This is a genomic window from Streptococcus parasanguinis CC87K (genome assembly GCF_000507765.1).
Lineage (GTDB): Bacteria > Bacillota > Bacilli > Lactobacillales > Streptococcaceae > Streptococcus > Streptococcus parasanguinis_J.
Genome location: NZ_KI669403.1, coordinates 36,269 through 57,858, shown reverse-complemented (window position 1 = coordinate 57,858; position 21,590 = coordinate 36,269). Strand labels below are relative to the sequence as shown.

Annotated in this window: 21 protein-coding genes and 1 other RNA gene; 20 read left to right on the top strand and 2 right to left on the bottom strand. The window is 43.7% G+C overall.

The window, feature by feature from the left end; all coding sequences use genetic code 11:
* Positions 1-122: 122 nt before the first annotated feature.
* The 9 genes from HMPREF1195_RS08500 (at position 123) to HMPREF1195_RS08460 (ending at position 8,110) form a co-directional block, all read left to right on the top strand.
* On the top strand, positions 123-587 hold the full coding sequence (locus HMPREF1195_RS08500) for a CtsR family transcriptional regulator (protein WP_003009029.1): 465 nt from the start codon (positions 123-125) through the stop codon (positions 585-587).
* Positions 588-3,017 (top strand): ATP-dependent Clp protease ATP-binding subunit, encoded by a 2,430-nt coding sequence (locus HMPREF1195_RS08495; protein WP_023919826.1) that lies wholly within the window; start codon positions 588-590, stop codon positions 3,015-3,017.
* Positions 3,018-3,026: 9 nt separating this feature from the next.
* Positions 3,027-3,515 carry a hypothetical protein gene (locus HMPREF1195_RS08490; RefSeq protein ID WP_003002175.1) on the top strand — a complete coding sequence of 163 codons (489 nt, stop codon included), beginning with the start codon at positions 3,027-3,029 and terminating at the stop codon, positions 3,513-3,515.
* Entirely contained in the window at positions 3,493-3,900 is a 408-nt protein-coding gene (locus HMPREF1195_RS08485; RefSeq protein WP_023919823.1) for a DUF4430 domain-containing protein, read from the top strand. Before HMPREF1195_RS08490 ends, HMPREF1195_RS08485 begins: the two co-directional genes overlap by 23 nt.
* Before the next feature lie 439 nt (positions 3,901-4,339).
* Complete coding sequence (locus tag HMPREF1195_RS08480) at positions 4,340-5,065, top strand: hypothetical protein (protein WP_023919822.1); 726 nt, start codon at positions 4,340-4,342, stop codon at positions 5,063-5,065.
* A gap of 164 nt (positions 5,066-5,229) precedes the next feature.
* Entirely contained in the window at positions 5,230-6,291 is a 1,062-nt protein-coding gene (locus HMPREF1195_RS08475; protein WP_023919820.1) for an AAA family ATPase, read from the top strand.
* Between the two features lie 10 nt (positions 6,292-6,301).
* The gene (locus HMPREF1195_RS08470) at positions 6,302-6,517 is read left to right on the top strand and encodes a hypothetical protein (RefSeq protein WP_023919818.1); all 216 of its coding nucleotides are present in this window, start codon (positions 6,302-6,304) and stop codon (positions 6,515-6,517) included.
* Positions 6,518-7,294, top strand: coding sequence for an NUDIX domain-containing protein (locus HMPREF1195_RS08465; protein ID WP_023919815.1), 777 nt, complete (start codon positions 6,518-6,520; stop codon positions 7,292-7,294).
* 129 nt (positions 7,295-7,423) lie between these two features.
* Complete coding sequence (locus HMPREF1195_RS08460; protein WP_023919813.1) at positions 7,424-8,110, top strand: YoaK family protein; 687 nt, start codon at positions 7,424-7,426, stop codon at positions 8,108-8,110.
* 191 nt (positions 8,111-8,301) lie between these two features.
* Here HMPREF1195_RS08460 and dusB read toward each other — a convergent pair whose 3' ends face one another.
* A complete protein-coding gene (gene dusB, locus HMPREF1195_RS08455) occupies positions 8,302-9,279 on the bottom strand; it encodes a tRNA dihydrouridine synthase DusB (protein ID WP_003012894.1) in 978 nt (325 codons plus the stop codon).
* Positions 9,266-10,138, bottom strand: a complete 873-nt coding sequence (gene hslO, locus HMPREF1195_RS08450; protein WP_023919811.1) for an Hsp33 family molecular chaperone HslO — start codon at positions 10,136-10,138, stop codon at positions 9,266-9,268. Before hslO ends, dusB begins: the two co-directional genes overlap by 14 nt.
* A 375-nt stretch (positions 10,139-10,513) precedes the next feature.
* On the opposite strand from hslO, the gene HMPREF1195_RS08445 reads away from it, so the two are divergent.
* From HMPREF1195_RS08445 to HMPREF1195_RS08400, 11 genes are all read left to right on the top strand, one after another.
* Positions 10,514-11,806 carry an adenylosuccinate synthase gene (locus HMPREF1195_RS08445; RefSeq protein ID WP_023919809.1) on the top strand — a complete coding sequence of 431 codons (1,293 nt, stop codon included), beginning with the start codon at positions 10,514-10,516 and terminating at the stop codon, positions 11,804-11,806.
* Positions 11,807-12,015: 209 nt separating this feature from the next.
* Positions 12,016-12,660, top strand: coding sequence for an HAD family hydrolase (locus tag HMPREF1195_RS08440; protein WP_023919807.1), 645 nt, complete (start codon positions 12,016-12,018; stop codon positions 12,658-12,660).
* A gap of 118 nt (positions 12,661-12,778) precedes the next feature.
* On the top strand, positions 12,779-13,057 hold the full coding sequence (locus tag HMPREF1195_RS08435; protein WP_003009004.1) for a hypothetical protein: 279 nt from the start codon (positions 12,779-12,781) through the stop codon (positions 13,055-13,057).
* Positions 13,058-13,202: 145 nt separating this feature from the next.
* Positions 13,203-14,780, top strand: a complete 1,578-nt coding sequence (locus tag HMPREF1195_RS08430; RefSeq protein ID WP_003016812.1) for an ATP-binding cassette domain-containing protein — start codon at positions 13,203-13,205, stop codon at positions 14,778-14,780.
* Positions 14,781-15,082: 302 nt separating this feature from the next.
* A complete protein-coding gene (gene tadA / locus HMPREF1195_RS08425; protein WP_023919805.1) occupies positions 15,083-15,550 on the top strand; it encodes a tRNA adenosine(34) deaminase TadA in 468 nt (155 codons plus the stop codon).
* 33 nt (positions 15,551-15,583) lie between these two features.
* Positions 15,584-15,681: signal recognition particle sRNA small type (gene ffs / locus HMPREF1195_RS10815), an RNA gene on the top strand.
* A gap of 733 nt (positions 15,682-16,414) precedes the next feature.
* Positions 16,415-17,764 (top strand): glucose-6-phosphate isomerase, encoded by a 1,350-nt coding sequence (locus tag HMPREF1195_RS08420; RefSeq protein ID WP_023919803.1) that lies wholly within the window; start codon positions 16,415-16,417, stop codon positions 17,762-17,764.
* Between the two features lie 276 nt (positions 17,765-18,040).
* Positions 18,041-19,129: a hypothetical protein gene (locus HMPREF1195_RS08415; protein ID WP_023919801.1), complete on the top strand. Its 1,089-nt coding sequence runs from the start codon at positions 18,041-18,043 to the stop codon at positions 19,127-19,129.
* Between the two features lie 108 nt (positions 19,130-19,237).
* Positions 19,238-19,945 (top strand): hypothetical protein, encoded by a 708-nt coding sequence (locus HMPREF1195_RS08410; protein WP_023919799.1) that lies wholly within the window; start codon positions 19,238-19,240, stop codon positions 19,943-19,945.
* A 5-nt stretch (positions 19,946-19,950) separates the two neighbouring features.
* On the top strand, positions 19,951-20,640 hold the full coding sequence (locus HMPREF1195_RS08405; protein ID WP_023919797.1) for a hypothetical protein: 690 nt from the start codon (positions 19,951-19,953) through the stop codon (positions 20,638-20,640).
* A 14-nt stretch (positions 20,641-20,654) separates the two neighbouring features.
* A complete protein-coding gene (locus HMPREF1195_RS08400) occupies positions 20,655-21,560 on the top strand; it encodes a hypothetical protein (RefSeq protein ID WP_023919795.1) in 906 nt (301 codons plus the stop codon).
* Positions 21,561-21,590: the final 30 nt, after the last annotated feature.

The window sequence follows — 21,590 nt, the reverse complement described above, 5'->3', positions numbered from 1 at the left end:
GCCGTAAAAATTGTATAATAGTCAAATAAGGTCAATGATGAGAAGGAACACTCCAAGGCCATTTTTTATGGGCCAAAGAGCAGAGCATCCATCTAGAAAAAAACAAGTCAGAAAGGAGCATCATGGCAAATAAGAATACATCTGATAGCATTGAAGCTTATATCAAGGCCTTGCTGGCTCAAGCTGGCATGGCAGAGCTCAAAAGAAGTGAGTTAGCCGATGTCTTTCAGGTCGTACCCAGTCAGATTAACTATGTTATCAAGACTCGCTTTACCGAGAGCCGAGGCTATATTGTAGAGAGCAAGCGCGGTGGTGGGGGCTATATCCGCATTGGCAAGGTCCAGTTTTCAGATCACCATCAGATGCTCCAAGACTTGGCAGCCAATATTGGAGAGACCATCAGCCAGCAGGTCTTCAATGATATCCTCCAGATGCTCTATGAAGAAAAATTATTGACACAACGTGAGACTCAGCTCTTGCTTGCGACGACCTCCGATGAGGTCCTAGGTCGAGATGCTCTCATCCTACGAGCAAGTATGCTGAAAAAAATCATTCAACAAGTAGATAGAAAAGGAAATACCGACTAGATGAACTATTCAACAGCACTGTTAGAAAGTATAGAAGCGGCCCAAATATTAGCAGGCCACTATCAGGGGCATACCTTAGATACTTGGCATCTCCTGACGGCTATGGCCAATAATCCCTATAGCGTGGCAGGTTCTGTACTGAACGATTATCCTATGCAGATCGATGAGTTTCAGGATGCAGCGGAGCATATTACAGGTCAAGCTTTTCAAAGCGACAATCGGTATGAAATCTTCCCATTTTCTTATCGGATGGAAGCCATTATGAAGCACGCAAGAGAGATTGCCCAGGTCCTTCATGCCAAGACCTTGGGAACAGAGCATGTGCTCCTCTCTCTTCTAGCAGACCGTGGGACCTTGGCGAGCCAAGTCATGGAGTTTGCCGGCTTTGCCTTTACAGAGCAAGACAAGGGAGTTCCTATTGCCTCCCTTCGCAAGAATTTAGAAGACAAGGCAGGCTGGGACAAGAATGATATCAAAGCCATCCGGAGCCTCTACCGGGCCCAAAACCCTAACCGCCAAACCATGGGAAATATGATGGGCATGCCCCCAAGCACCAGTGGAGGTCTTGAAGATTATACCCGTGATTTGACAGAAATGGCGCGTGCAGGCCAGCTTGAGCCTGTGATCGGCCGGGATGCAGAGATTTCACGCATGATCCAAATCCTCAGCCGCAAGACCAAGAACAATCCTGTATTGGTGGGAGAAGCAGGGGTCGGAAAAACCGCTCTTGCATTAGGTCTGGCTCAGCGTGTCGCTAGTGGCAATGTTCCAGCTGAAATCGCGCAAATGCGTGTTCTTGAATTGGATCTCATGAATGTCGTTGCAGGGACGCGCTTCCGTGGGGACTTCGAAGAACGGATGAACAATATCATCCAGGACATCGAAGAAGACGGTCACGTGATTCTCTTTATCGATGAACTGCATACCATTATGGGCTCAGGATCCGGTATTGATTCGACCTTAGACGCAGCCAATATTCTAAAACCAGCCCTGGCACGAGGAACCTTGCGCACAGTTGGTGCTACGACTCAAGATGAGTACCAAAAGCATATCGAAAAAGACGCGGCTCTCTCTCGTCGTTTTGCGAAAGTCACCATTGAAGAACCGAGTGTTGCAGATAGCATCCAAATTCTCCAAGGCTTGAAAGAGACCTACCAGGACCACCATCATGTGACCATTACCGATGAAGCGATCGAAACAGCTGTCAAATATTCCCACCGCTATTTGACCAGCCGTCAATTACCAGATTCAGCCATTGATCTCTTGGATGAAGCGGCAGCTACCGTACAAAACCGCGATTCCAACGGTCACGTAAAAGAAGAGTTGACCGCCTTGGACCGGGCTTTGATGGATGGCAAGTGGAAGAAAGCAGCCCAGCTCTTACAAGTAGAGGTTGCTCCCATTGTCTACAAAAAAGAGGTCACTGACCAAGATGTCTTGGTGACCTTGAGCCAATTATCGGGTATTCCAACTCAAAAACTGACCCAAACTGATGCCAAGAAGTACCTAAACTTAGAAACAGAATTGCACAAGCGCGTGATTGGTCAAGATCAAGCCGTTTCGAGTATCAGTCGGGCTATTCGTCGCAATCAATCGGGTATCCGTAGCAATAAACGTCCGATCGGTTCTTTCATGTTCCTAGGACCTACCGGTGTCGGAAAAACGGAGCTAGCCAAAGCCTTGGCAGAAGTTCTGTTTGATGATGAATCGGCCCTCATCCGTTTTGATATGAGTGAGTACATGGAAAAATTCGCCGCTAGCCGCCTCAACGGTGCCCCTCCAGGCTATGTGGGCTACGAAGAAGGGGGCGAGTTGACCGAGAAAGTCCGCAACAAACCGTATTCTGTCCTCTTATTTGATGAGGTGGAAAAAGCCCACCCAGACATTTTCAATGTCCTTTTGCAAGTCTTAGATGACGGAGTCTTAACCGATAGCAAAGGCCGGAAGATCGACTTCTCTAATACCATTATCATCATGACCTCAAACCTGGGAGCAACAGCTCTTCGGGATGATAAGACAGTTGGTTTTGGTGCCAAAGATATCCGCTTTGACCAGGCCAATATGGAAAAACGCATGTTTGAAGAGTTGAAGAAGACCTATCGTCCAGAGTTTATCAACCGGATTGATGAAAAGGTAGTCTTCCATAGTCTCTCAAGCGAGGACATGCAGCAGGTGGTGAAAGTCATGGTCAAACCGCTCATTGCGACCTTGGCAGAACAAGGCATGACCCTCAAATTCCAGCCTTCAGCGCTCAAGTTGCTAGCAACCAAAGGCTACGATCCAGAAATGGGAGCTCGCCCACTCCGTCGCGTTTTGCAGACCGAAGTGGAAGATCAACTAGCAGAGCTATTGCTAAAAGGCCAAGTCCAAGAAGGGCAAACCATCAAGGTTGGAACAACAGCCGGAACGATCAAGTTCGAGATTGTCTAGGAGGACGTCATGACGCTTCAGCGATTAACCCGTATTTCGCTTTTGGCGGCCCTTTGTGTCGCTCTACGTCAGGCTTTTGCCCCTTTTCCAAATGTCCAACCTATTTCTGCCATCTTCTTTCTCTTGGTGATATTTGAAGGGTATAGCTTTGCTTTTCTTGTGATGATGATCACCATGTTTGTCTCCGCCTTTTTCCTGGGGATGAGCCTGATTGTGTTCTTTCAGATTGTCGCCTTTGGCTGTTTGATGCTCATTTGGCGCATCAGTTACAAGTGGTTGCCCTTTGTCCTTCAGATCCTTTTTGTGGGCCTACTGTCCTTTGCTTATGGGGTCTTGATTGATAGTGTTTATGCCTTGATATACCATATTCCTTGGTGGACCTATGCTTTGGTCAATGGTTTTAGTTTTAACCTTGCCCATGCTCTGTCGACGATCATTTTCTATCCCATTATCTATCAAATCTTTAGGAGATTTTATGTTGAAAAAAACCATTTCTAGCTTGATGACCTTACTTGCAGCTCTTCTTTTAGCGAGTTGCGCTTCGTCTCATAGCACAAACCATCAAACAACAGCTTCTAGCACAGAAGTTGCCAAGAAAAACGAAATTTTGATTACGATTAGCGTGACGCCAGAAGGTCAAAAAGCGCAATCAAAAACCTTGAAAGTAGCAGAAGAGAGCAACCTTATGAAAGTGCTCAAAGACAACTACAAGATTGAAGAAAAAAATGGCCTGATCACCTCGATTGACGGTCACAGCCAAGATGAAGCCAAAGGCCTTTACTGGATGTACAAGATTAATGGAGAGATGGCTCCAAAAGGTGCTGCTGAAACCACCGTTAAAAAAGGGGATAAGATCGAATTCTATCAAGAAGTGTATAAATAAGAAAAGCTGGACAGTGTGTCCGGCTTCAGATTAAAGATAAAGTTATCTTAGAAACTTTCCTTAGGTGAGTACGGACGTCAGCGAACTTCGAAGAAGTTCCATGACTTAGTTTTGGACCTAAGGTTCCAAAACTCCCGAGTGCTAGAAACAATAGTGTTTCTAGCACTTTTCTCACAGCGGAAAGTTTCAGTAGATCATTGAGTACCCCTAACGAATAAAATTATTTTATCTTTATAGGAGGTATTATATTTGTATAAAAGAACAGTTTGTCTATGTGCTCTAGTCGGCTAGTTTGTCCGACTTTTTTGCTAAAGTTTAGGAACTTGCCTAAAACTTCTTTCAAATTAGAAAAATATTTGAGAAACTATTGACAGCCTCATATAACAGTGTTACAATAATGTTACAAAATATTACAAATGTTACAAAAAGAGGTTCTGTTATGAAAAACAAAAAAATCATTTCCCTAGCAGCGCTAGCTCTTACAGCTAGTCTTTTCCTAGGAGCTTGTGGCGGGAATAAAGAAGAAAAAACTTCAGAAGCAAGCAGTTCAAAGACCAGTCAGGTTAAACAAACAAGTTCTTCTTCTAAGAAAAAAGTGATCACTAGTAAAGATCCGATTGCCTCTTCATCCTCTGATAGCAAATCAGAAGAAAGTCATACTGTTGGTAGCAAAAATAACCAAGCAGCAGCTAGTCAAACACCTGCTCCAGCTAAAGAAGCGACACCAGCAGCACCCGTAACAAAAGAAACAAAAGAAGTAGCCACTCCAGCAACACCAGCGAAAGCAAAATTGCCAAGTCTAGAAGACGGCCATGCCCATGCTAAGAAGCAAGCTTCTGCTACAGAGAATGCCCAATACAAGGGAGTCTATTCTGTAGCAGCAGGGGATTTCTCTGCAGCAGCTGGGAATTGGTCTGACAAACGCGACACTGGAGTCACTATTGGCCAAGGTGGTCAAGTGACCATCCAACTTCCTGGGGGCCAACCCGTAGCCTATGGTATCAGTGCTTATAACTATACCTTGGATGATGGTCATTACCATGCTAATCTCTCAGCAGGCGATGGGTCTGCAGCGACTCTAGATATCGTAGTTGGAAAAGATGGCTCTGTATCTAGTGTGACGGTTCTGAAAGATGGTGTCAGCCACTCCCTCACTCGTGAATAAAATTCGAAAGATCTGAAAGGAGAAACTTCTCTTTTCAGATCTTTTTTTGTTGACTTGAAGAAAAATATATTTTTTTATAAAAAACTATTGACAGATAGAAAATATAGTTTATAATAAAAACATAAAGAAAATCTATTTATAAAAAATTATAAAAAGGAGTTTATATGAAAAAAGAAAGAATTGCCCTGGTTTTTGGAACCTTTGCGCCTCTTCATCAAGGGCATATTGACCTGATCCAGCGGGCCAAGCGTCAGTGTGATCGCGTTCGTGTCATCGTATCTGGTTATGAAGGGGACCGTGGCGAAGAAGTGGGATTGACCTTACAAAAACGCTTCCGTTATATCCGGGAAGCCTTCTCTAATGATGAGTTGACCCAAGTCTATAAGCTAGATGAAACAGAACTTCCTCGTTATCCCTTGGGCTGGGAGCCTTGGTTACAAACAGCCCTTGACACCATCCAGTATCAAACAGAGACAGAAGAGTTGATCTTTTATGTAGGGGAGAAAGCCTACAAGGAAGAGTTGGAAGCTAGAGGGTTTGAAGTTCACTTAGAAGAGCGCCGCTTCGGGATCTCTGCTACCATGATCCGGGAAAATCCCAGCAAATACTGGAAATACATTGCCCAGCCCTTCCGTCGCCAGTTCACGAAAAAAGTCTTGATCATGGGGAGCGCCAGCAACGGGAAAACGACCCTTGCAAAGGACTTGGCTCGCTTTTACGATGCACCTGTTAGTCTTGAGTATGCCCGTGAATACCAGATCAAGAACAATGTTCGAGATGATGAGCTCACGCCAAAAGATTACTATTACCTACTCTTAGGACAGTATGATCAAACCTCTAAGCTCATCGATAGTAGTGCCAATCGAGGCCTTGTCATCGCCGATACCAATTCCCTGGTGACCAAGGGTTATTACGACTACTATATGGAAGTCGAAGGCCAGGATACCAGCATGACCGATACCTTTGACAACCTCTTTGTCAGTATTTTGTCCAAAGAAAAATGGGATTTGATCCTCTTTGTACAGCCGATCGGCTCTTATGTCAATGATGGTTTCCGAGATATGACCATGGCTGACGAAGAGATCCGCACCAGCTTTTCAAATTACCTGGACCAATTGCGCCAGCAATACCTAGGAAACATTCCGACCACTTTCCTCGCATCAGACTACCTCGGCAACTACGAAGAAGCCAAGAAGGTGATCGATGCCATTTACCAAGCCGACTAAGGAGCCGCTTATGAAAAATCTATCTGAAAAATTAGCAACTTTTAGCCAAGACTTTAGAAATGTTCACCAAGAAGCGAAAAAGCAAGGCTTTGTCAATATTATGAAACTCCTGTGGAAGGACCTTTTTGTGGGACGTACAGCCTTTCAATGGATCTATCTCCTGCTTCTTTCCAGCGTTCCCTTCTTCTTAGAATGGACCAAAGCCCTCAAGAAGGAGGTGGCTTAGATGGCAAGTCTCTCAATTCCAGCAGGAATGACGGAGAAAGAGTATTTTGAGACGGTCGCTAGTGAAGCAGACTTTCTCAAGTGGTACAAGGAGCAAGATCTGCCAACTTATGAAACTCCAAGTGTCACAGCGGACATGGTGGCTTACTGTTTTGTTGAAGGCCAGCTCAAGCTCTTAGCCATTCGCCGCAAGGCCCACCCTTATCAACACCGCCTCGCCTTGGTGGGGGGCTTTGTGAACAAGGATGAAGATGCGACTCATGCCTGCATCCGAGAAGTCAAAGAAGAAGTCGGGCTCGATCTTCCAGTGAATAAGGTGGAACAACTCATGACAGTTTCCACCCCTGGGCGGGATCCCAGAGGCTGGGTCATTACCATCGCCCATTTGGTCTATCTGCCGGCAGAAGCAGTGGACTTAGCCCATGCAGGGGATGATGCCAAGGAAGTTATTTTTCTCGATGTCGATTTCAAGAAGTCTCAGTGTTTACTTGATGGAGAACCTTTAGCTGCTTCTGATTTTGCCTTTGACCACTATCAAATTATTCAAGAATCGATCAAGCGGATTCAGGGACGTCTCGACTGGAATCCAACCTTCCTCTATCTGTTAGAGGAGCCTTTCACCGTTTATGAAGCAACCGAATTGGTCAATTTGATCAATCCAGGACGTCCCATCGTTAGCAATAACTTCCTCGTAAAATTCGGAGAATTCGTGGAAGAAGTGGGTGTCAAGCGAGTACCTAAGAAAAAACCGCGCAAGACCTACCGTCTAAAACAGTAGATCGAGCGAGGTTCATTCTATCAGCCCTCCCATACTTTTAGTAACGGAAGGGCTTTTTCTGATTTTTCCTGCTCCACTTGTGTGCAAAGTGGTATAATAAAAATAATTGAAATCAAAAGGGATACGACTATGGAAGAAAAAATCATCTTACCACAAAATACACGACTGATGGGGGCTCTGCTTGGTTTTATCGGAGGGGGCCTCGATGTTTTTTGCCACATGCACTACCGGAGTTTGGTCGCGACCCAAACTGGGAACCTCCTGCTTCTCATCGCTGATTGGCACGATCCCCGTGTCGAAAATACCATCATGCGTTTTTCATCTATTTTATTTTTCTCGATCGGCTTTTTGGTTGCCCTCCATATCAAAGAATATCGCAAGACAGCCTTTTGGCGGACCAAGATGTTGATTCCTTTGTTTGTGGTGACACTCCTGATTCCCTTGGTGTCTGTCATACCACCTGTAGAAGTTCCCTTTATTGCTTTTGGGACAGGGATGATGATGTTGACCTTTACAGGGAGCCTCATCGAAAATCACCCTTATGTGATCTTTATGACTTCCGGAAATTACCGCAAGATGCTGACGGCCTTGTACCGAATCACTCGAAGAAAGGGAGATTTGGACGAGTATCGGCGTCAGGCTATGAATTACGGAATCGTTGTTGGAAGCTTTGTTGCAGGAGCGATTAGTGTAGCCATCCTCATGCATTTCATTCACCAATGGGCCATCTGGCTGATCACAGCCAACCTCTTTTTGATCATGACCTACTACACCGCCAGAGTCAAACAACTCGGCCTGCAGACAGACAATCTATAAAAAGAGGCTGGGACAAAAGTCCTAGCCTTTCAATTATTTTTGGATTGTCGAGCAAGACGCAGTGGTTGAGTGGGCTCTACTACGCTGATTTCATCAGCTTTTACAGCCCTACTCAACTGTGCGGAGGTGGGACGACGAAATCGAATTCTAACGAATTACCGATTTCTGTCCCACTCTCGCTTTTTGTATTTCTATGCTTTTAATTGTAAGAGTTCTTCAATCTCAGCCAGAGTGCTAGCTTGCGAGATGGCGCCACGGAGTTTGGCTGCGCCTGAGGTACCACGGAGGTAGTGAGGGGCGAGGCCACGGAATTCACGAACGGCAATGTGCTCACCTTTGAGATCGATCAAGCGTTTCAAGTGTTCGTAAGCAATCTTCATCTTGTCTTCAAAAGTCAAATCAGGCAGGATTTCTCCTGTTTCAAAGTAGTGATTGATTTGGTTGAAGAGATAAGGATTGCCCATAGCAGCGCGACCAATCATGACCGCATCAGCACCGACTTCTTCGATCCGTTGTTTGGCGTCTTGAACCGTACGGATATCTCCGTTTGCGATAAATGGAATCTTAGTTAGGGCCTGTGCAACCTTGTGAAGGGTCTCAAGATCCGCATGCCCCGTATACATTTGCTCCCGAGTTCGCCCATGCATGGCAAGGGCAGAGACACCCGCAGCTTCGGCAGCGAGGGCGTTCTCAACTGCTAGGGAAGGGTCCGACCAACCCGTCCGCATCTTGACCGTCAATGGAATATCAAGGACAGATTGAACCTTATTGATGATGGAGTAGATTTTGTCTGGGTCCTTGAGCCACATAGCACCAGCTTCGTTCTTGACGATTTTATTCACCGGGCAACCCATGTTGATATCGACGATATCGGTCTTGGTATTTTCTTGGATAAATTCAGCTGCGCGTGCGAGGCTATCTTCGTCACTTCCAAAGAGTTGGATCGATACAGGATTTTCTCCTTCATCGATATGGAGCATGTGAAGCGTCTTTTCATTGTTGTACTGGATTCCCTTGTCAGAGACCATTTCCATCACAACGAGCCCTGCCCCCAGTTCTTTGGCAATGGTCCGGAAAGCTGAGTTGGTCACTCCGGCCATTGGGGCTAGGACGGTACGGTTAGGGATTTCGACATCCCCGATCATAAATGGCGTATTAAGATTTGTCACGAATGAGTTCCTCCAAGTCATTTTCGTCAAAGTGGTAGTGAGTTTGGCAGAATTGGCAGGTAATCTCTGCACCGTGATCTTCATCTTTCATCTCTTTCAGATCACTAGCTGGCAGACTCGCTAAAGCGTTCAAGAAACGCTCACGGCTGCAGTCGCACTGGAAGCGAAGTTCTTCTTCAGAGAGGCGTTTGAAAGGTTCATCCCCATAGATAGCAGAAAGAAGGGCTTCAATATGGTCTTCAGATTCCAAAAGTGTGGAGATGGCAGGCATTTCTTGGATGCGTTTTTCAAAGCGCGCGATTTCCTCTTCCTTGGCATTTGGCAAGACCTGAAGCAAGAAACCACCAGCCACCTTGACCTTGTCTTCGTCATCCAACAGAACATTGAGTCCAACTGCAGAAGGTGTTTGTTGGCTTTCTGTCAGATAAAAGGCCAGGTCTTCTCCGATTTCACCGGTTATAAGAGGGGTCATGGAGTTATAAGGATTTCCTGTACCATAATCTGTGATGACCAAGAATTCTCCGTTTCCGACAAATGGTCCCACCAGGACTTCACCAGTCGCGGTCTTCTTGATATCCACTCCAGGATTTTGCACGTAGCCTTTCACATTTCCCTTGGTATCTGCCACGGTGATGATGGCTCCGAGTGAGCTAGTCCCAAGGACTTTGACCGTAATTTTAGTATCTCCTTTCTCGTTTGCTGCCAAGATTTGACTGGCAATGAGGGTACGGCCAAGTGCGACCGTGGAGCTAGCTTGTGTGTGATGTTTTTCTTGGGCTGTTCGTACAGTTTCTGTACTGTCTAGTACATAGGCACGAAAAGCGCCACTTTCTGAGATAGTTTTAATAATTTTGTCCATAGCTTCTATTTTAGCATAAAAAAGGGAAAGAGGTGAAGGGAGTAACTTGATTTATTTAGACGGTGAAGGGATAAAATCTTTCAGGGGAGAGCTTCGCTTAGAAACTGAATAGAATAGGATCTGTTTTAGGAAGTAAAGAAGGCAAAAGACGAACAATCATTCTTTAACGTTTAAAATGACGATCAAAAGATGGATGTTCGGAAAATGAGAAGCGGATTTTAAGGGTAAAAAACCAAGTAAAGAAATAGCCGACCTTGAAAAAAACGAGGAAATTTCTTATAATAGAGTGTAAGACAAACTTGCAGGTGAGACTCCTGCCCCTAGTTTGAAGAAAGGCATAGATAGGGAACTATCTATGGTATATGAAAAAGAATTATGACATCAGTTGTTGTAGTAGGAACCCAATGGGGTGATGAAGGAAAAGGGAAGATTACAGACTTCCTATCAGCCAATGCAGAAGTCATTGCTCGCTATCAAGGTGGGGACAATGCCGGACACACCATCGTAATCGACGGCAAAAAGTTCAAGTTGCACTTGATTCCTTCTGGTATCTTCTTCCCTGAAAAGATCTCTGTCATCGGAAACGGCGTGGTGGTCAACCCTAAATCATTGGTCAAAGAGTTGGCTTATCTCCATGAAGAAGGAGTATCAACGGACAGCCTTCGCATCTCTGACCGTGCCCATGTCATCCTTCCTTACCATATCGAATTGGACCGTCTCCAAGAAGAGTCTAAAGGCGACAACAAAATCGGAACGACCATCAAAGGGATTGGACCAGCCTACATGGACAAGGCTGCGCGTGTGGGAATCCGGATTGCGGACCTTTTGGACCGCGACGTCTTTGCGGAACGTCTTCGTATCAACTTGGAAGAAAAGAACCGTCAATTTACCAAACTCTATGATGCAGAGGCTCTGTCATTTGACGATATCTTCGAAGAATACTATGAATATGGTCAACAAATCAAGCAATATGTAACCGATACTTCTGTCATCTTGAACGATGCTTTGGATAACGGCAAGCGCGTGCTCTTCGAAGGAGCTCAAGGGGTTATGCTGGATATCGACCAAGGAACTTATCCGTTTGTTACTTCATCAAACCCTGTTGCAGGTGGGGTGACCATCGGATCAGGTGTCGGCCCAAGCAAGATCGACAAGGTTGTCGGTGTATGTAAAGCCTACACTAGCCGTGTCGGTGATGGACCATTCCCAACAGAGCTGTTTGATGAAGTGGGCGAGCGCATCCGTGAAGTGGGGCATGAATACGGTACAACGACTGGCCGTCCGCGTCGGGTGGGCTGGTTTGACTCCGTTGTTATGCGCCACAGCCGTCGTGTTTCAGGAATTACTAACCTAAGCTTGAACTCGATCGACGTTCTATCAGGCTTGGATACAGTGAAAATCTGTGTGGCCTACGACTTAGATGGCGAACGCATTGATCACTATCCAGCCAGCTTGGAGCAACTCAAACGTTGCAAACCAATCTATGAAGAATTGCCAGGTTGGTCAGAAGACATCACCGGTGTGCGCCACTTGGATGAGCTTCCAGAAAATGCCCGCAACTATGTCCGCCGGATCGGTGAATTGGTTGGTGTGCGCATTTCAACCTTCTCAGTCGGACCAGATCGTGACCAAACCAATATCCTTGAAAGTGTCTGGTCAAGTAAATAATTTAAAAAAGAGAGTGAGACAGAAATCGGTCATTCGTTAGAATTCGATTTCATCGTCCCACCTCCGCACAGTTGAGTAGGGCTGTAAAAGCTGATGAAATCAGCGTAGTAGAGCCCACTCAACCACTGCGTCTTGCTCGACAATCCAAAGACAATTGAGAGGCTAGGACTTTTGTCCCAGCCTCTTTTTGAAAGCAGAAAGAGGAAAAAATGTATCAAACGATTTTATTTGACCTAGACGGCACCTTGACCAATTCAGAACTAGGGATTACCAACTCGGTGGCCTATGCCTTAGGAAAATATGGGATTCAAGTGCCAGACAAGAAAGCATTGAGAGTTTTCATCGGTCCGCCCTTGCAGGAGTCTTTTGAGCGCTTTTATGGATTTTCTAAGGAAGAATGTTTAAAGGCCATTGACTACTATCATGAGTATTTTTCCGAAAAAGACCTTTATGAAAATGAGGTCTATCTAGGCGTTCCTGACTTGCTGGCTTCTCTCAAGCAGGCTGGCAAACAGTTGATTGTAGCTACGTCAAAGCCTGAAGAATTTTCCATTCAAATTCTCAAACACTTTGGTTTGTATGATTATTTTGACTTTGTCGCTGGTGCGACCATGGATAGAAAACGTAGTAAAAAAAGCGATGTTATCCAGTATGCCTTGGAGCAAAATGGGATTACAGATTTGGCGCATACCATCATGATTGGAGACAGGGAGCACGATGTGCTTGGCGCTCAAGCGCAAAAGCTTGATTCTATCGGTGTCCTTTATGGCTTTGGAAGCAGGGAAGAATTGGAAGAAGCCGGCGCCACCTATATTGCTCAAGAAGTTGGCGAAATTGCAGCTTTTATAGGATAACCTTTTCCAAAATATTAAAAGTTGGAACTTTTCTAATCTGCTGAATATTGCTTTATTTAATATTTCTATCGGTGTATACTTACTGTAGGTTAAGTCACACAGATTAAGAGGTGATAATATGAATTTGTCACGATATATATTAAAATATAGTACTGATGATGGTACGTTGTATTTTAATACTAAAACCAATCATTCATTTTTTCTTACGAATGAATTGAATAGAGTAGTCGACAGCAATGATGTGATTAGGAAAGAGTTTCATGCTTATCTTGATAAAAATAAATATTTAAGTGAGGGTGAGTATGAGGTCGAAAAGTATCTATCTAAAATAAGCGATACAGATGCTGAATTATTGGAACTAACAATTTTGACACATGGAGATTGTAATTTTCGGTGAAGGTTAAAGTGAATAACAAATTCGATGACAAAATGAATGCTAAACCTAGAGTATTTAACTATAATTGTGATTGTAAATAATCACGATTTTAAATAAATTTAGAGAAGAGGGTTGTGCTAGCCCTCTATTTTGATGGATGATAATTATGAGAAATATTTATAAGTACATTGATAAGAAGTATCTTTTTCCTATTTTTTTAGGGCGTATTGTGAATAGTGGTTTGGTGTTGGCGCAACCTCTGATTTTAACGAAGGCCTTGAAGTTAGATCAAGACGGCCTTTCTTATGGAAAAATTCTCAATTTTGTTTTATTTGGTTTGTCTGTCTATCTTGTTATTTATAGTCTGATGCTGTTTTCAAACTATTCGCACAATATATTCCGAAGAGAAATCAACAAAAGTGTCCGTGCCCTTTTATTTAAGAAAGTCATATTGAATCCTAAATTTTCCAATGATGAAAAAGTTAGTCTGCTAACTCAAGATATGGAATATGTGGGCGATAATTATTTGGAAAATATAAATGTTATGGTGAGTTGGGGATTTGTCGCCCTTGTTACAGCCATTTATATTGTTTCACAAAATTTTCTCTTAGGACTTATTTTTGTCATTTTTACGATTATGAGACCTATTCCTCAGTTCATCATGAATCGTCGTTTACAAGATTCGGGAGACAGCTGGTCCAAGCTTAGAACGAAATTACATGGGCTTGTCTCGGATAGTATGCAAGGCAGCCAAACCTTACGGATTAATCAGGCCATGAGGCTGAATGAAGAGCGCGTGAATGATTTAAACGGAGAATATCAAAAAGCCATCCAAAGATTTTGTTTCACACATAATATTATTTTTTTCTTTAATGGATTTATGGTCTTTTTTAGTCAGGTTGTTCCTCTTGCTTTAGGCTTTTATTTGAGTTTACAGGGAAATTCTATTTCTATTACAAGCCTCATCTCTATGTATGTTGCTGCGGGGATGCTGGTAGAACCGATCCAAACTCTGATGTACAGTGCAGCCAATCTCCAAGGTGCCTTGCCGACTGCGAACCGCCTGTTTAAGATTATCGAGGAAGAACCTGATTTCGAAGAGACAAAGGATCAATTTGTTGAAAATCTCGAATCGTTGCGCTTAAATCATATTTCAAAAAGTTTTGCTGAACGTCAGCTTTTTTCTGATTTGACGGCGACGATTTCAGTAGGTCAGAAGGTCTTAATCAAAGGACCGAGCGGGTCTGGAAAGACGACTCTTTTTCGCTTGATTTTAGGAGAAGAAGTATGTGATGAGGGTGACATTTTCGTTCAGTATGATGGAAATCAAATAACGAGTCATTTCCAAGGGAATATCGGTTTAATTAGCCAGCATCCCTTCCTGTTTAACGATACTATCCGCTATAATCTAACTTTTGGTCAGCCTTTTCAGGACCATGAATTATTGGAGGTATTGGACCGAGTTGGCTTAATAGATGAATTTCAGGATATTTTGAATGTAGAAATTCATAATAATGGTGAAAACATTTCAGGAGGTCAGCGTGTCAGATTAGAGTTGGCTCGTTTTCTCTTACGCGAGAAGGATATTTTATTAGCGGACGAAGTGACATCAGCTTTGGACGAAAAAAATAGTCGTCTGGTTAGAGACCTAATCTTTTCTTTGCCGATCACGGTACTAGAAATAGCCCATCATATTGATGAAGAAGAGCGCTATGACCAAATCCTTGAGTTACGTAAAGGATGAGCGATGCCACAATAGTTGGTTCTGCGACAAAGCGGATAGTAGTAAGCCAGCAATTTGTCAGATATTTTTGAGATTCTAAGTGGTGATATTTCCAAAATCATCAATACTCAGAGAACTTAAGCTTTATTTAAGATAGGCCAGCTATACTAGAAGCATAAACAAAGACCTCCTAACTTTGTTTAAACCTCCTAAACTTTTTCATAATAATCTCCCATAAGAGTCGCCCAATCGGCGGCTTTTTTTGTGAGTCGTAAGCTGCCTATGGTATAATGAACAAAGAAACTAAAAGGAAGAAGGAAGAGATGGACTACACGATAGAGGAAAAAGCGATGTTTATGAGGGAAGCCCTGAAGGAGGCGGAGATTGCCCTCGCCAATGATGAAATACCGATTGGCTGTGTCTTGGTCAAGGATGGTCAGATTATCGGGCGTGGACATAATGCGCGTGAGGAGCTGCAGCGGGCGGTCATGCATGCGGAAATCATGGCGATCGAGGAGGCCAATCAGCGTGAAAATAGCTGGCGCCTGCTGGATACGACGCTTTTTGTCACGATTGAGCCCTGTGTCATGTGCAGTGGCGCCATCGGTCTGGCTCGCATTCCCAAGGTAATCTATGGGGCGAAAAACCAGAAATTCGGTGCTGGGGGCAGTCTCTACGATATCCTGACGGATGAGCGGTTGAATCATCGCGTAGAGGTTGAAAGCGGCCTTTTAGAAGAAGAATGTGCGGCGATTATGCAGAACTTTTTCAGAAATCGCAGGAAAAAGTAAAGAAAATTAGCCAAAAAAGAAAGTTTGTGTTATACTAATTAGTGGAGCAACAGTTCTGCGTGAAGCGGGTCAGGGGAGGAATCCAGCAGCCCTAAGCGAGGTGAACTGTGTGCTCTTTTTCTATAGCTCTTAGTGAGGTAAGCCTGTAAGGCGCAACCGAACTTAGAGATATTGATCCTGAGGAGCGAAGCGACGTGAGGGCTATAGCGTAACATGAAATTAGCCTATAAGGCGCAACCGAGCTTAGAGATATTGATCCTGAGGAGCGAAGCGACGTGAGGGCTATAGCGTAACATGAAATTAGCCTGTAAGGCGCAACCGAGTTTAGAGATATTGATCCTGAGGAGCGAAGCGACGTGAGGGCTATAGCGTAACATGAAATTAGCCTATAAGGCGCAACCGAGCATAGAGATATTGACCCTGAGGAGCGAAGCGACGTGAGGGCTATAGCGTAACATGAAATTAGCCTGTAAGGCGCAACCGAGTTTAGAGATATTGATCCTGAGGAGCGAAGCGACGTGAGGGCTATAGCGTAACATGAAATTAGCCTATAAGGCGCAACCGAGCATAGAGATATTGACCCTGAGGAGCGAAGCGACGTGAGGGCTATAGCTCACCAGAGTCATGTAGAAATGACTTTGATATCCAAAGAATAAAAGAGAAAAAATAGAGTTTCGTGAGAAGCTTCTTTTTTTGATTTTCTAGCCAAAAATAGTGCAAATATGCAAACGATTGCTATTGCGTCGTTGCTTGATTTGTGAAAATAAAAAAATTAGCAAATGAAAACGTTTTATAGATTGGTTTCCCTTGATTAAATCCGTGTAAAGCGATATCATATAGAAGAACAAAATTTGGAGGAATAACATGTCTCATATTAAATTTGACTACTCAAAAGTTTTGGGTAAATTTGTTGCCCCACATGAAGTGGAATACATGCAACCACAAGTGACTGCAGCTGATGAATTGATCCGTAAAGGAACAGGTGCTGGTAGTGACTTCCTAGGTTGGTTGGACCTTCCTGAAAATTATGACCGTGAAGAATTTGACCGCATCTTGAAAGCTGCTGAACAAATCAAATCAGACAGCGATATTTTGGTCGTTATCGGTATCGGTGGATCATACCTTGGTGCGAAAGCAGCGATTGACTTCTTGAACCACCACTTTGCAAACTTGCAAACCAAAGAAGAACGCAAAGCGCCACAAATCCTTTACGCTGGAAACTCAATCTCATCAACTTACCTTGCTGACTTGGTAGAGTACGTAGCAGACAAAGACTTCTCAGTCAATGTGATTTCTAAATCAGGTACAACAACTGAACCAGCGATCGCTTTCCGTGTCTTCAAAGAACTCTTGGTGAAGAAATACGGCCAAGAAGAAGCTAACAAACGGATCTACGCAACAACTGACCGTGCCAAAGGTGCTGTAAAAGTGGAAGCAGATGCCAATGGTTGGGAAACATTTGTAGTTCCAGATGATATCGGTGGACGCTTCTCAGTCTTGACACCAGTTGGATTGCTTCCAATTGCTGCATCAGGTGCAGATATCAAAGCCCTTATGGAAGGTGCGAATGCTGCCCGTAAAGACTACACTTCAGACAAACTTTCTGAAAACGAAGCTTACCAATATGCAGCTGTTCGTAACATCCTTTACCGTAAAGGATATGCAACTGAAATTTTGGTAAACTACGAGCCATCACTTCAATACTTCTCAGAATGGTGGAAACAATTGGCTGGTGAGTCAGAGGGGAAAGACCAAAAAGGGATCTACCCAACTTCAGCTAACTTCTCAACTGACTTGCACTCATTGGGTCAATTTATCCAAGAAGGAACTCGTATCATGTTTGAAACAGTTGTCCGCGTTGACAAACCTCGTAAGAACTTGATTATCCCTACTTTGGAAGAAGACCTTGACGGACTTGGATACCTTCAAGGAAAAGACGTTGACTTCGTAAACAAAAAAGCAACTGACGGTGTTCTTCTTGCCCACACAGACGGTGATGTACCAAACATGTACGTAACTCTTCCTGAGCAAGATGCCTTCACTCTTGGTTATGCCATCTACTTCTTCGAATTGGCGATCGCCCTTTCAGGTTACTTGAACGCGATTAACCCATTTGACCAACCAGGTGTTGAAGCCTACAAGAAAAATATGTTTGCCCTTCTTGGTAAACCAGGATTTGAAGAACTTGGAGCAGAACTCAACGCTCGTCTTTAATCAATAGACAAAACGATCTCGCCAGAGGTCGTTTTTTTACTTGCTAAACAAATTTATATTTTTGTCCCTTAGAATCAATTATAAAAATACGATCTAGTTATATTTCTCGATCATACGGTAATCTAATTGCAATTGTCGCCTTTCGCAAGAAATTTTAAGATCAGTGTCTAAAAGGTCGGATATCTCTCCGATCTTTTTTAGTCTATCAAGACAGGAGTTGGTCCCTGCTTGGTTTTATGTTATAGTAGAAGAGAAGAATAAAAAGGAGAATTCAAAATGTCAGAGAAAGATCAAGAACAATTTATGAAACAGACTCCCGTAGAGGGTACGCCTCAATTTGATGTGGCTGCGCCAGCCTTTGTCCCGAAAGAAGAAGCTAAAGACTTGGTCGTTCCAGAAGCTAGTGGCCTTTCAGTAACGGAGACAGAAGTAATGAAAGAAGAGGCAGACGAGTCAGTTATTTCAGAAACGGTGGAGCTTCCAAAGGTGGATGAAGCAACTGTTGGAGAACATTCGGATGTAGTTGCTGCTCCCCAACCGACTCCTCCATTCCAGCCTGCACCTCAAGCTCCTCAAAACATGGCAGCTGAACCAATTGGTCCGCAAACAGTGCCTGTTCCTGAGACACCTATTCCACAAGCTCCTCTTTCTCCTGTTGGAAGACCGATGGATACTGCAGACAAGAAGGCGATTCGTTTTGCCCTTGGGATTTTAGTTGGGCTTCTTATCGGTGGTGTCAGCGGCTATTTAATTGGTCATGCCAGCCCTAGCACGTCACCATCTAGAAAGCACACTTCTTGGTCAGGCAACCAGTCTGGTTCTTCATCCAATATTGATTTGGACCAGTTGACCGCAGAAGATGCGGAAGCCGATTTTAGCTGGGAGCAGTCTGATATCGAGCAACTTCAATTTTTGACTGGAAAGGATGATGGGGAGAGTCCTGAGGAAATGGTCGACGCTTATGGAAAGGCTAGTTCTGTTCAATTTGATAGTGGAGAATTGAAATTATTCTGGGATGATAACTCTTATAATAAAGAGGTCAAAGCGACCTACTCTAAGAAAGGAAAAGAATTTCAGCTTGTCAAATTTGAATTTAATCAATTTGGGAAAAATCTTAGCGTCGAGGATAACTTCGCAGATGGGTTCAAGGTTGGAGATAGTGAGACCGGTGCTGGAGGGACCTCTTACAAAGAGCTTTTAAAAAAATACGGTGATGCAGTCAATCTGACGGTGAGTTCATCTGATGATTCAGACAAGATAGAATTGGTCATGGACTTCCAAAAGAAAAACGGGGACTATGTAGATTTGACCTTTATTCGCCAAGAAAATGGAGATTTTCTCTTGAGCAGTAAAGACAGCTACTAAATCACTGAATAAAAGAAAGAGGCAAGCGCCTCTTTTTTGGGATAAGACGAGACAAATACGCTAATTTTCTATACAATAGAAAGAGTTTGAATAGAAAGAGCATGAAGGATGGAAGAATTGAAACAGTGGATAGAACATCATAAGCGGATCCTCCAAAAAGCTGCAAGTGCTTTGCTGGCTTTTATGGTTGGTGTTTGCTTGGTGTTTATGATTCATCCAGTGAAAACCTTGCCCAAAGATCGCTTGTTGAGTTTGTCTCGCATGCAAGAAGACAGCCAGCAATTTGTTGCGTCTTCTTCCAAAGAGCCGGCTTTAGAAGACTTGTTGTCATTGGACCTTGCAAGGGGAGAAGGAAAGGTACAAAAAAGTTGGGTGACTTTGTCTGCATTCGTCAAAAAATTTGGAAAAGCAGCGAGTTTTACACAAGAAGATACGAGTTTTGGAGCGCAAGTCCAGCTAGGCTATGGGGCTCCTGTGCAGGGGATTCATCCTTATACCATAGAATTTCAAAAGCAGGATGATACCTTTTATTTGAGCTCGATTCAAGGCTTTGCGCCCAAGTCGGCTCATTATCAGAGCAAAAAGAACTTAAAATTGGCAGATTTTACAGGCTATCAGACGCTAGATGGAAAAAATGAAAAGGGGACAGCAGTAGAAGATGTCTTGAAAAAATCAGGTCTTCCCAATTCTCTTAGTTTGACCTCTGCAAAGGACAAGCAAGTCTTAGCCTTGTCTTATCAGGTGACAGATGGACTGGTCTCTTTGACCTTTGAACGCGAACAGACTGGTCAGTATCGTTTGACGAAGAAGGGGTGAAGCAGATGATCGAGTGGATGAAAAAGAATCGAAAAGAACTCTTGCTGCCGTTTTTGTGTTTTGTTTTAGGACTCTTACTTGCGATTGCAAGCATCCAGGTGCAGGAGCAGGGAACCGATACCAAGGAGGACCAAACACTGACTCATTTCCAGCCAAAGGATTACAAGAATTTGGTCAGCAAGGAACAAGAAATCAAACAGTTTAAATGGACCATCGAAGCTGTGGCGAATTTAAAAGTTCGTCTCAAGCAGAGTCAGCAACCAGGAACCCGCTTGGAAACAGTTGTGACGGAATGGGGAAAAGCTCAAAAAGTTCGCTACACTAAGACAGCCCAAGGGGATAAAACCGTTCTCGTTTTAACCTATGCGGCTAAGCAAACCGATCAGGGCAAGAAAAGTGTGACCTTGTGGTTTGAACAAGAGCAAGACCAGGGGTATCGCTTGACGACAGTGGATGCGACGAATTTGTTGGACGCAAAAGAGAAGACAATCAGTGAGAAAGAAATCACTACTGAAAAAGAGAAAAAAGGTACAGAATTCGCCCAGCTTATTCAGCAACTAGGAAATCCTCAACGCTTGGTCTGGGGGGAAATGCCAGATGGCGGAATGGGCTATCGCGCGACTTACCAGATATCAGGGCAGCCAGAAGTGGTGATGGAATTCAAGAAAAAAGGCAAGAAATTAGTGTTGGTATAAGAAGGGAGACAACATTGGACGATCATCGGACAGATATCAAGGCAGATTCATCTCACCAGGGTGGGAGCCGCTTGATTTCAGAAGCCGATCTGGCTTCAATAGGGATGGACAATCATCAGGATACTAGAAGCCATTCAGATACGATGGCGTCTTCCCCTTCTTCCTCAAAAGAGGGGATTGGTTCGCTTTTGCGATTTTTTGGGTGGTTCGCCTTGTTAATGGCTTTTGTGTTTGTGCTTCAAAACGAAGTTAATAAAAGCTCTTCTTCATCTTCTTCGAGTGAGGGAATCAATGGTTTATCACGTGATGGTATCAGAACGGAATATCTGACCAGTGAAAATAGTTCTTATATCGCCTCAGCTAATGAATTTCAATTTCAGCCAATCTATGAAAAGGCCATGTCTCTTATTCCTAATTTTGCAGTGGAAGAAAAAAAGACCTCTTTTGGGACGGTAGACCCACAAGATGTCGTTGCAGCATTAGGTAAAGCAAGGAGTGGGGAAGCAACGTATAGTGATAGCAGTTCCAGTCCCTTTTTGCTGACATTAGATTACCAATCAAAGGATGCAGATGGGAAGGTTCTTCTTGAAAAAACAGGTGCCTTTTACAGGATCTCTCTTTTAAGTTTGAAACACTTAAAAAGTGACCGATTTGCGAATAAGAATGGGAGCTTGACGAAGGACGATTTTGCCACTATCAAGGTCGGAATGCCTTATTTAGACCTACTCAATACGGTAGGGATTCCGGATGAAATATATGTATCTGGGCTTTTAGGTTACGGGGAAGCGCCTTCCTTTACCTATCGATTATCGGATTCTCAAACGGTTCAAATCCATTTTGATAGCCGGCAAACCATCAAGGATATCAAATCGAAAGAGGTAGCGACCACACCAGCTTCCTCTACATCTACAGCACAGTAAAAAAATCAGCCGAAGCATTTTAAATAAAAG

What these genes read in the sequence shown, in the direction of transcription:
- HMPREF1195_RS08475 (WP_023919820.1), top strand. Translation starts at nt 5,230, where the DNA reads ATGAAAAAAGAAAGAATTGCCCTGGTTTTTGGAACCTTTGCGCCTCTT.
- HMPREF1195_RS08420 (WP_023919803.1), top strand. Translation starts at nt 16,415, where the DNA reads ATGTCTCATATTAAATTTGACTACTCAAAAGTTTTGGGTAAATTTGTT.
- HMPREF1195_RS08480 (WP_023919822.1), top strand. Translation starts at nt 4,340, where the DNA reads ATGAAAAACAAAAAAATCATTTCCCTAGCAGCGCTAGCTCTTACAGCT.
- HMPREF1195_RS08440 (WP_023919807.1), top strand. Translation starts at nt 12,016, where the DNA reads ATGTATCAAACGATTTTATTTGACCTAGACGGCACCTTGACCAATTCA.
- hslO (WP_023919811.1), bottom strand. Translation starts at nt 10,138, where the DNA reads ATGGACAAAATTATTAAAACTATCTCAGAAAGTGGCGCTTTTCGTGCC.
- HMPREF1195_RS08430 (WP_003016812.1), top strand. Translation starts at nt 13,203, where the DNA reads ATGAGAAATATTTATAAGTACATTGATAAGAAGTATCTTTTTCCTATT.
- HMPREF1195_RS08490 (WP_003002175.1), top strand. Translation starts at nt 3,027, where the DNA reads ATGACGCTTCAGCGATTAACCCGTATTTCGCTTTTGGCGGCCCTTTGT.
- HMPREF1195_RS08410 (WP_023919799.1), top strand. Translation starts at nt 19,238, where the DNA reads ATGGAAGAATTGAAACAGTGGATAGAACATCATAAGCGGATCCTCCAA.
- HMPREF1195_RS08445 (WP_023919809.1), top strand. Translation starts at nt 10,514, where the DNA reads ATGACATCAGTTGTTGTAGTAGGAACCCAATGGGGTGATGAAGGAAAA.
- HMPREF1195_RS08435 (WP_003009004.1), top strand. Translation starts at nt 12,779, where the DNA reads ATGAATTTGTCACGATATATATTAAAATATAGTACTGATGATGGTACG.
- HMPREF1195_RS08470 (WP_023919818.1), top strand. Translation starts at nt 6,302, where the DNA reads ATGAAAAATCTATCTGAAAAATTAGCAACTTTTAGCCAAGACTTTAGA.
- tadA (WP_023919805.1), top strand. Translation starts at nt 15,083, where the DNA reads ATGGACTACACGATAGAGGAAAAAGCGATGTTTATGAGGGAAGCCCTG.
- HMPREF1195_RS08495 (WP_023919826.1), top strand. Translation starts at nt 588, where the DNA reads ATGAACTATTCAACAGCACTGTTAGAAAGTATAGAAGCGGCCCAAATA.
- HMPREF1195_RS08465 (WP_023919815.1), top strand. Translation starts at nt 6,518, where the DNA reads ATGGCAAGTCTCTCAATTCCAGCAGGAATGACGGAGAAAGAGTATTTT.
- HMPREF1195_RS08415 (WP_023919801.1), top strand. Translation starts at nt 18,041, where the DNA reads ATGTCAGAGAAAGATCAAGAACAATTTATGAAACAGACTCCCGTAGAG.
- HMPREF1195_RS08500 (WP_003009029.1), top strand. Translation starts at nt 123, where the DNA reads ATGGCAAATAAGAATACATCTGATAGCATTGAAGCTTATATCAAGGCC.
- HMPREF1195_RS08485 (WP_023919823.1), top strand. Translation starts at nt 3,493, where the DNA reads ATGTTGAAAAAAACCATTTCTAGCTTGATGACCTTACTTGCAGCTCTT.
- HMPREF1195_RS08405 (WP_023919797.1), top strand. Translation starts at nt 19,951, where the DNA reads ATGATCGAGTGGATGAAAAAGAATCGAAAAGAACTCTTGCTGCCGTTT.
- HMPREF1195_RS08460 (WP_023919813.1), top strand. Translation starts at nt 7,424, where the DNA reads ATGGAAGAAAAAATCATCTTACCACAAAATACACGACTGATGGGGGCT.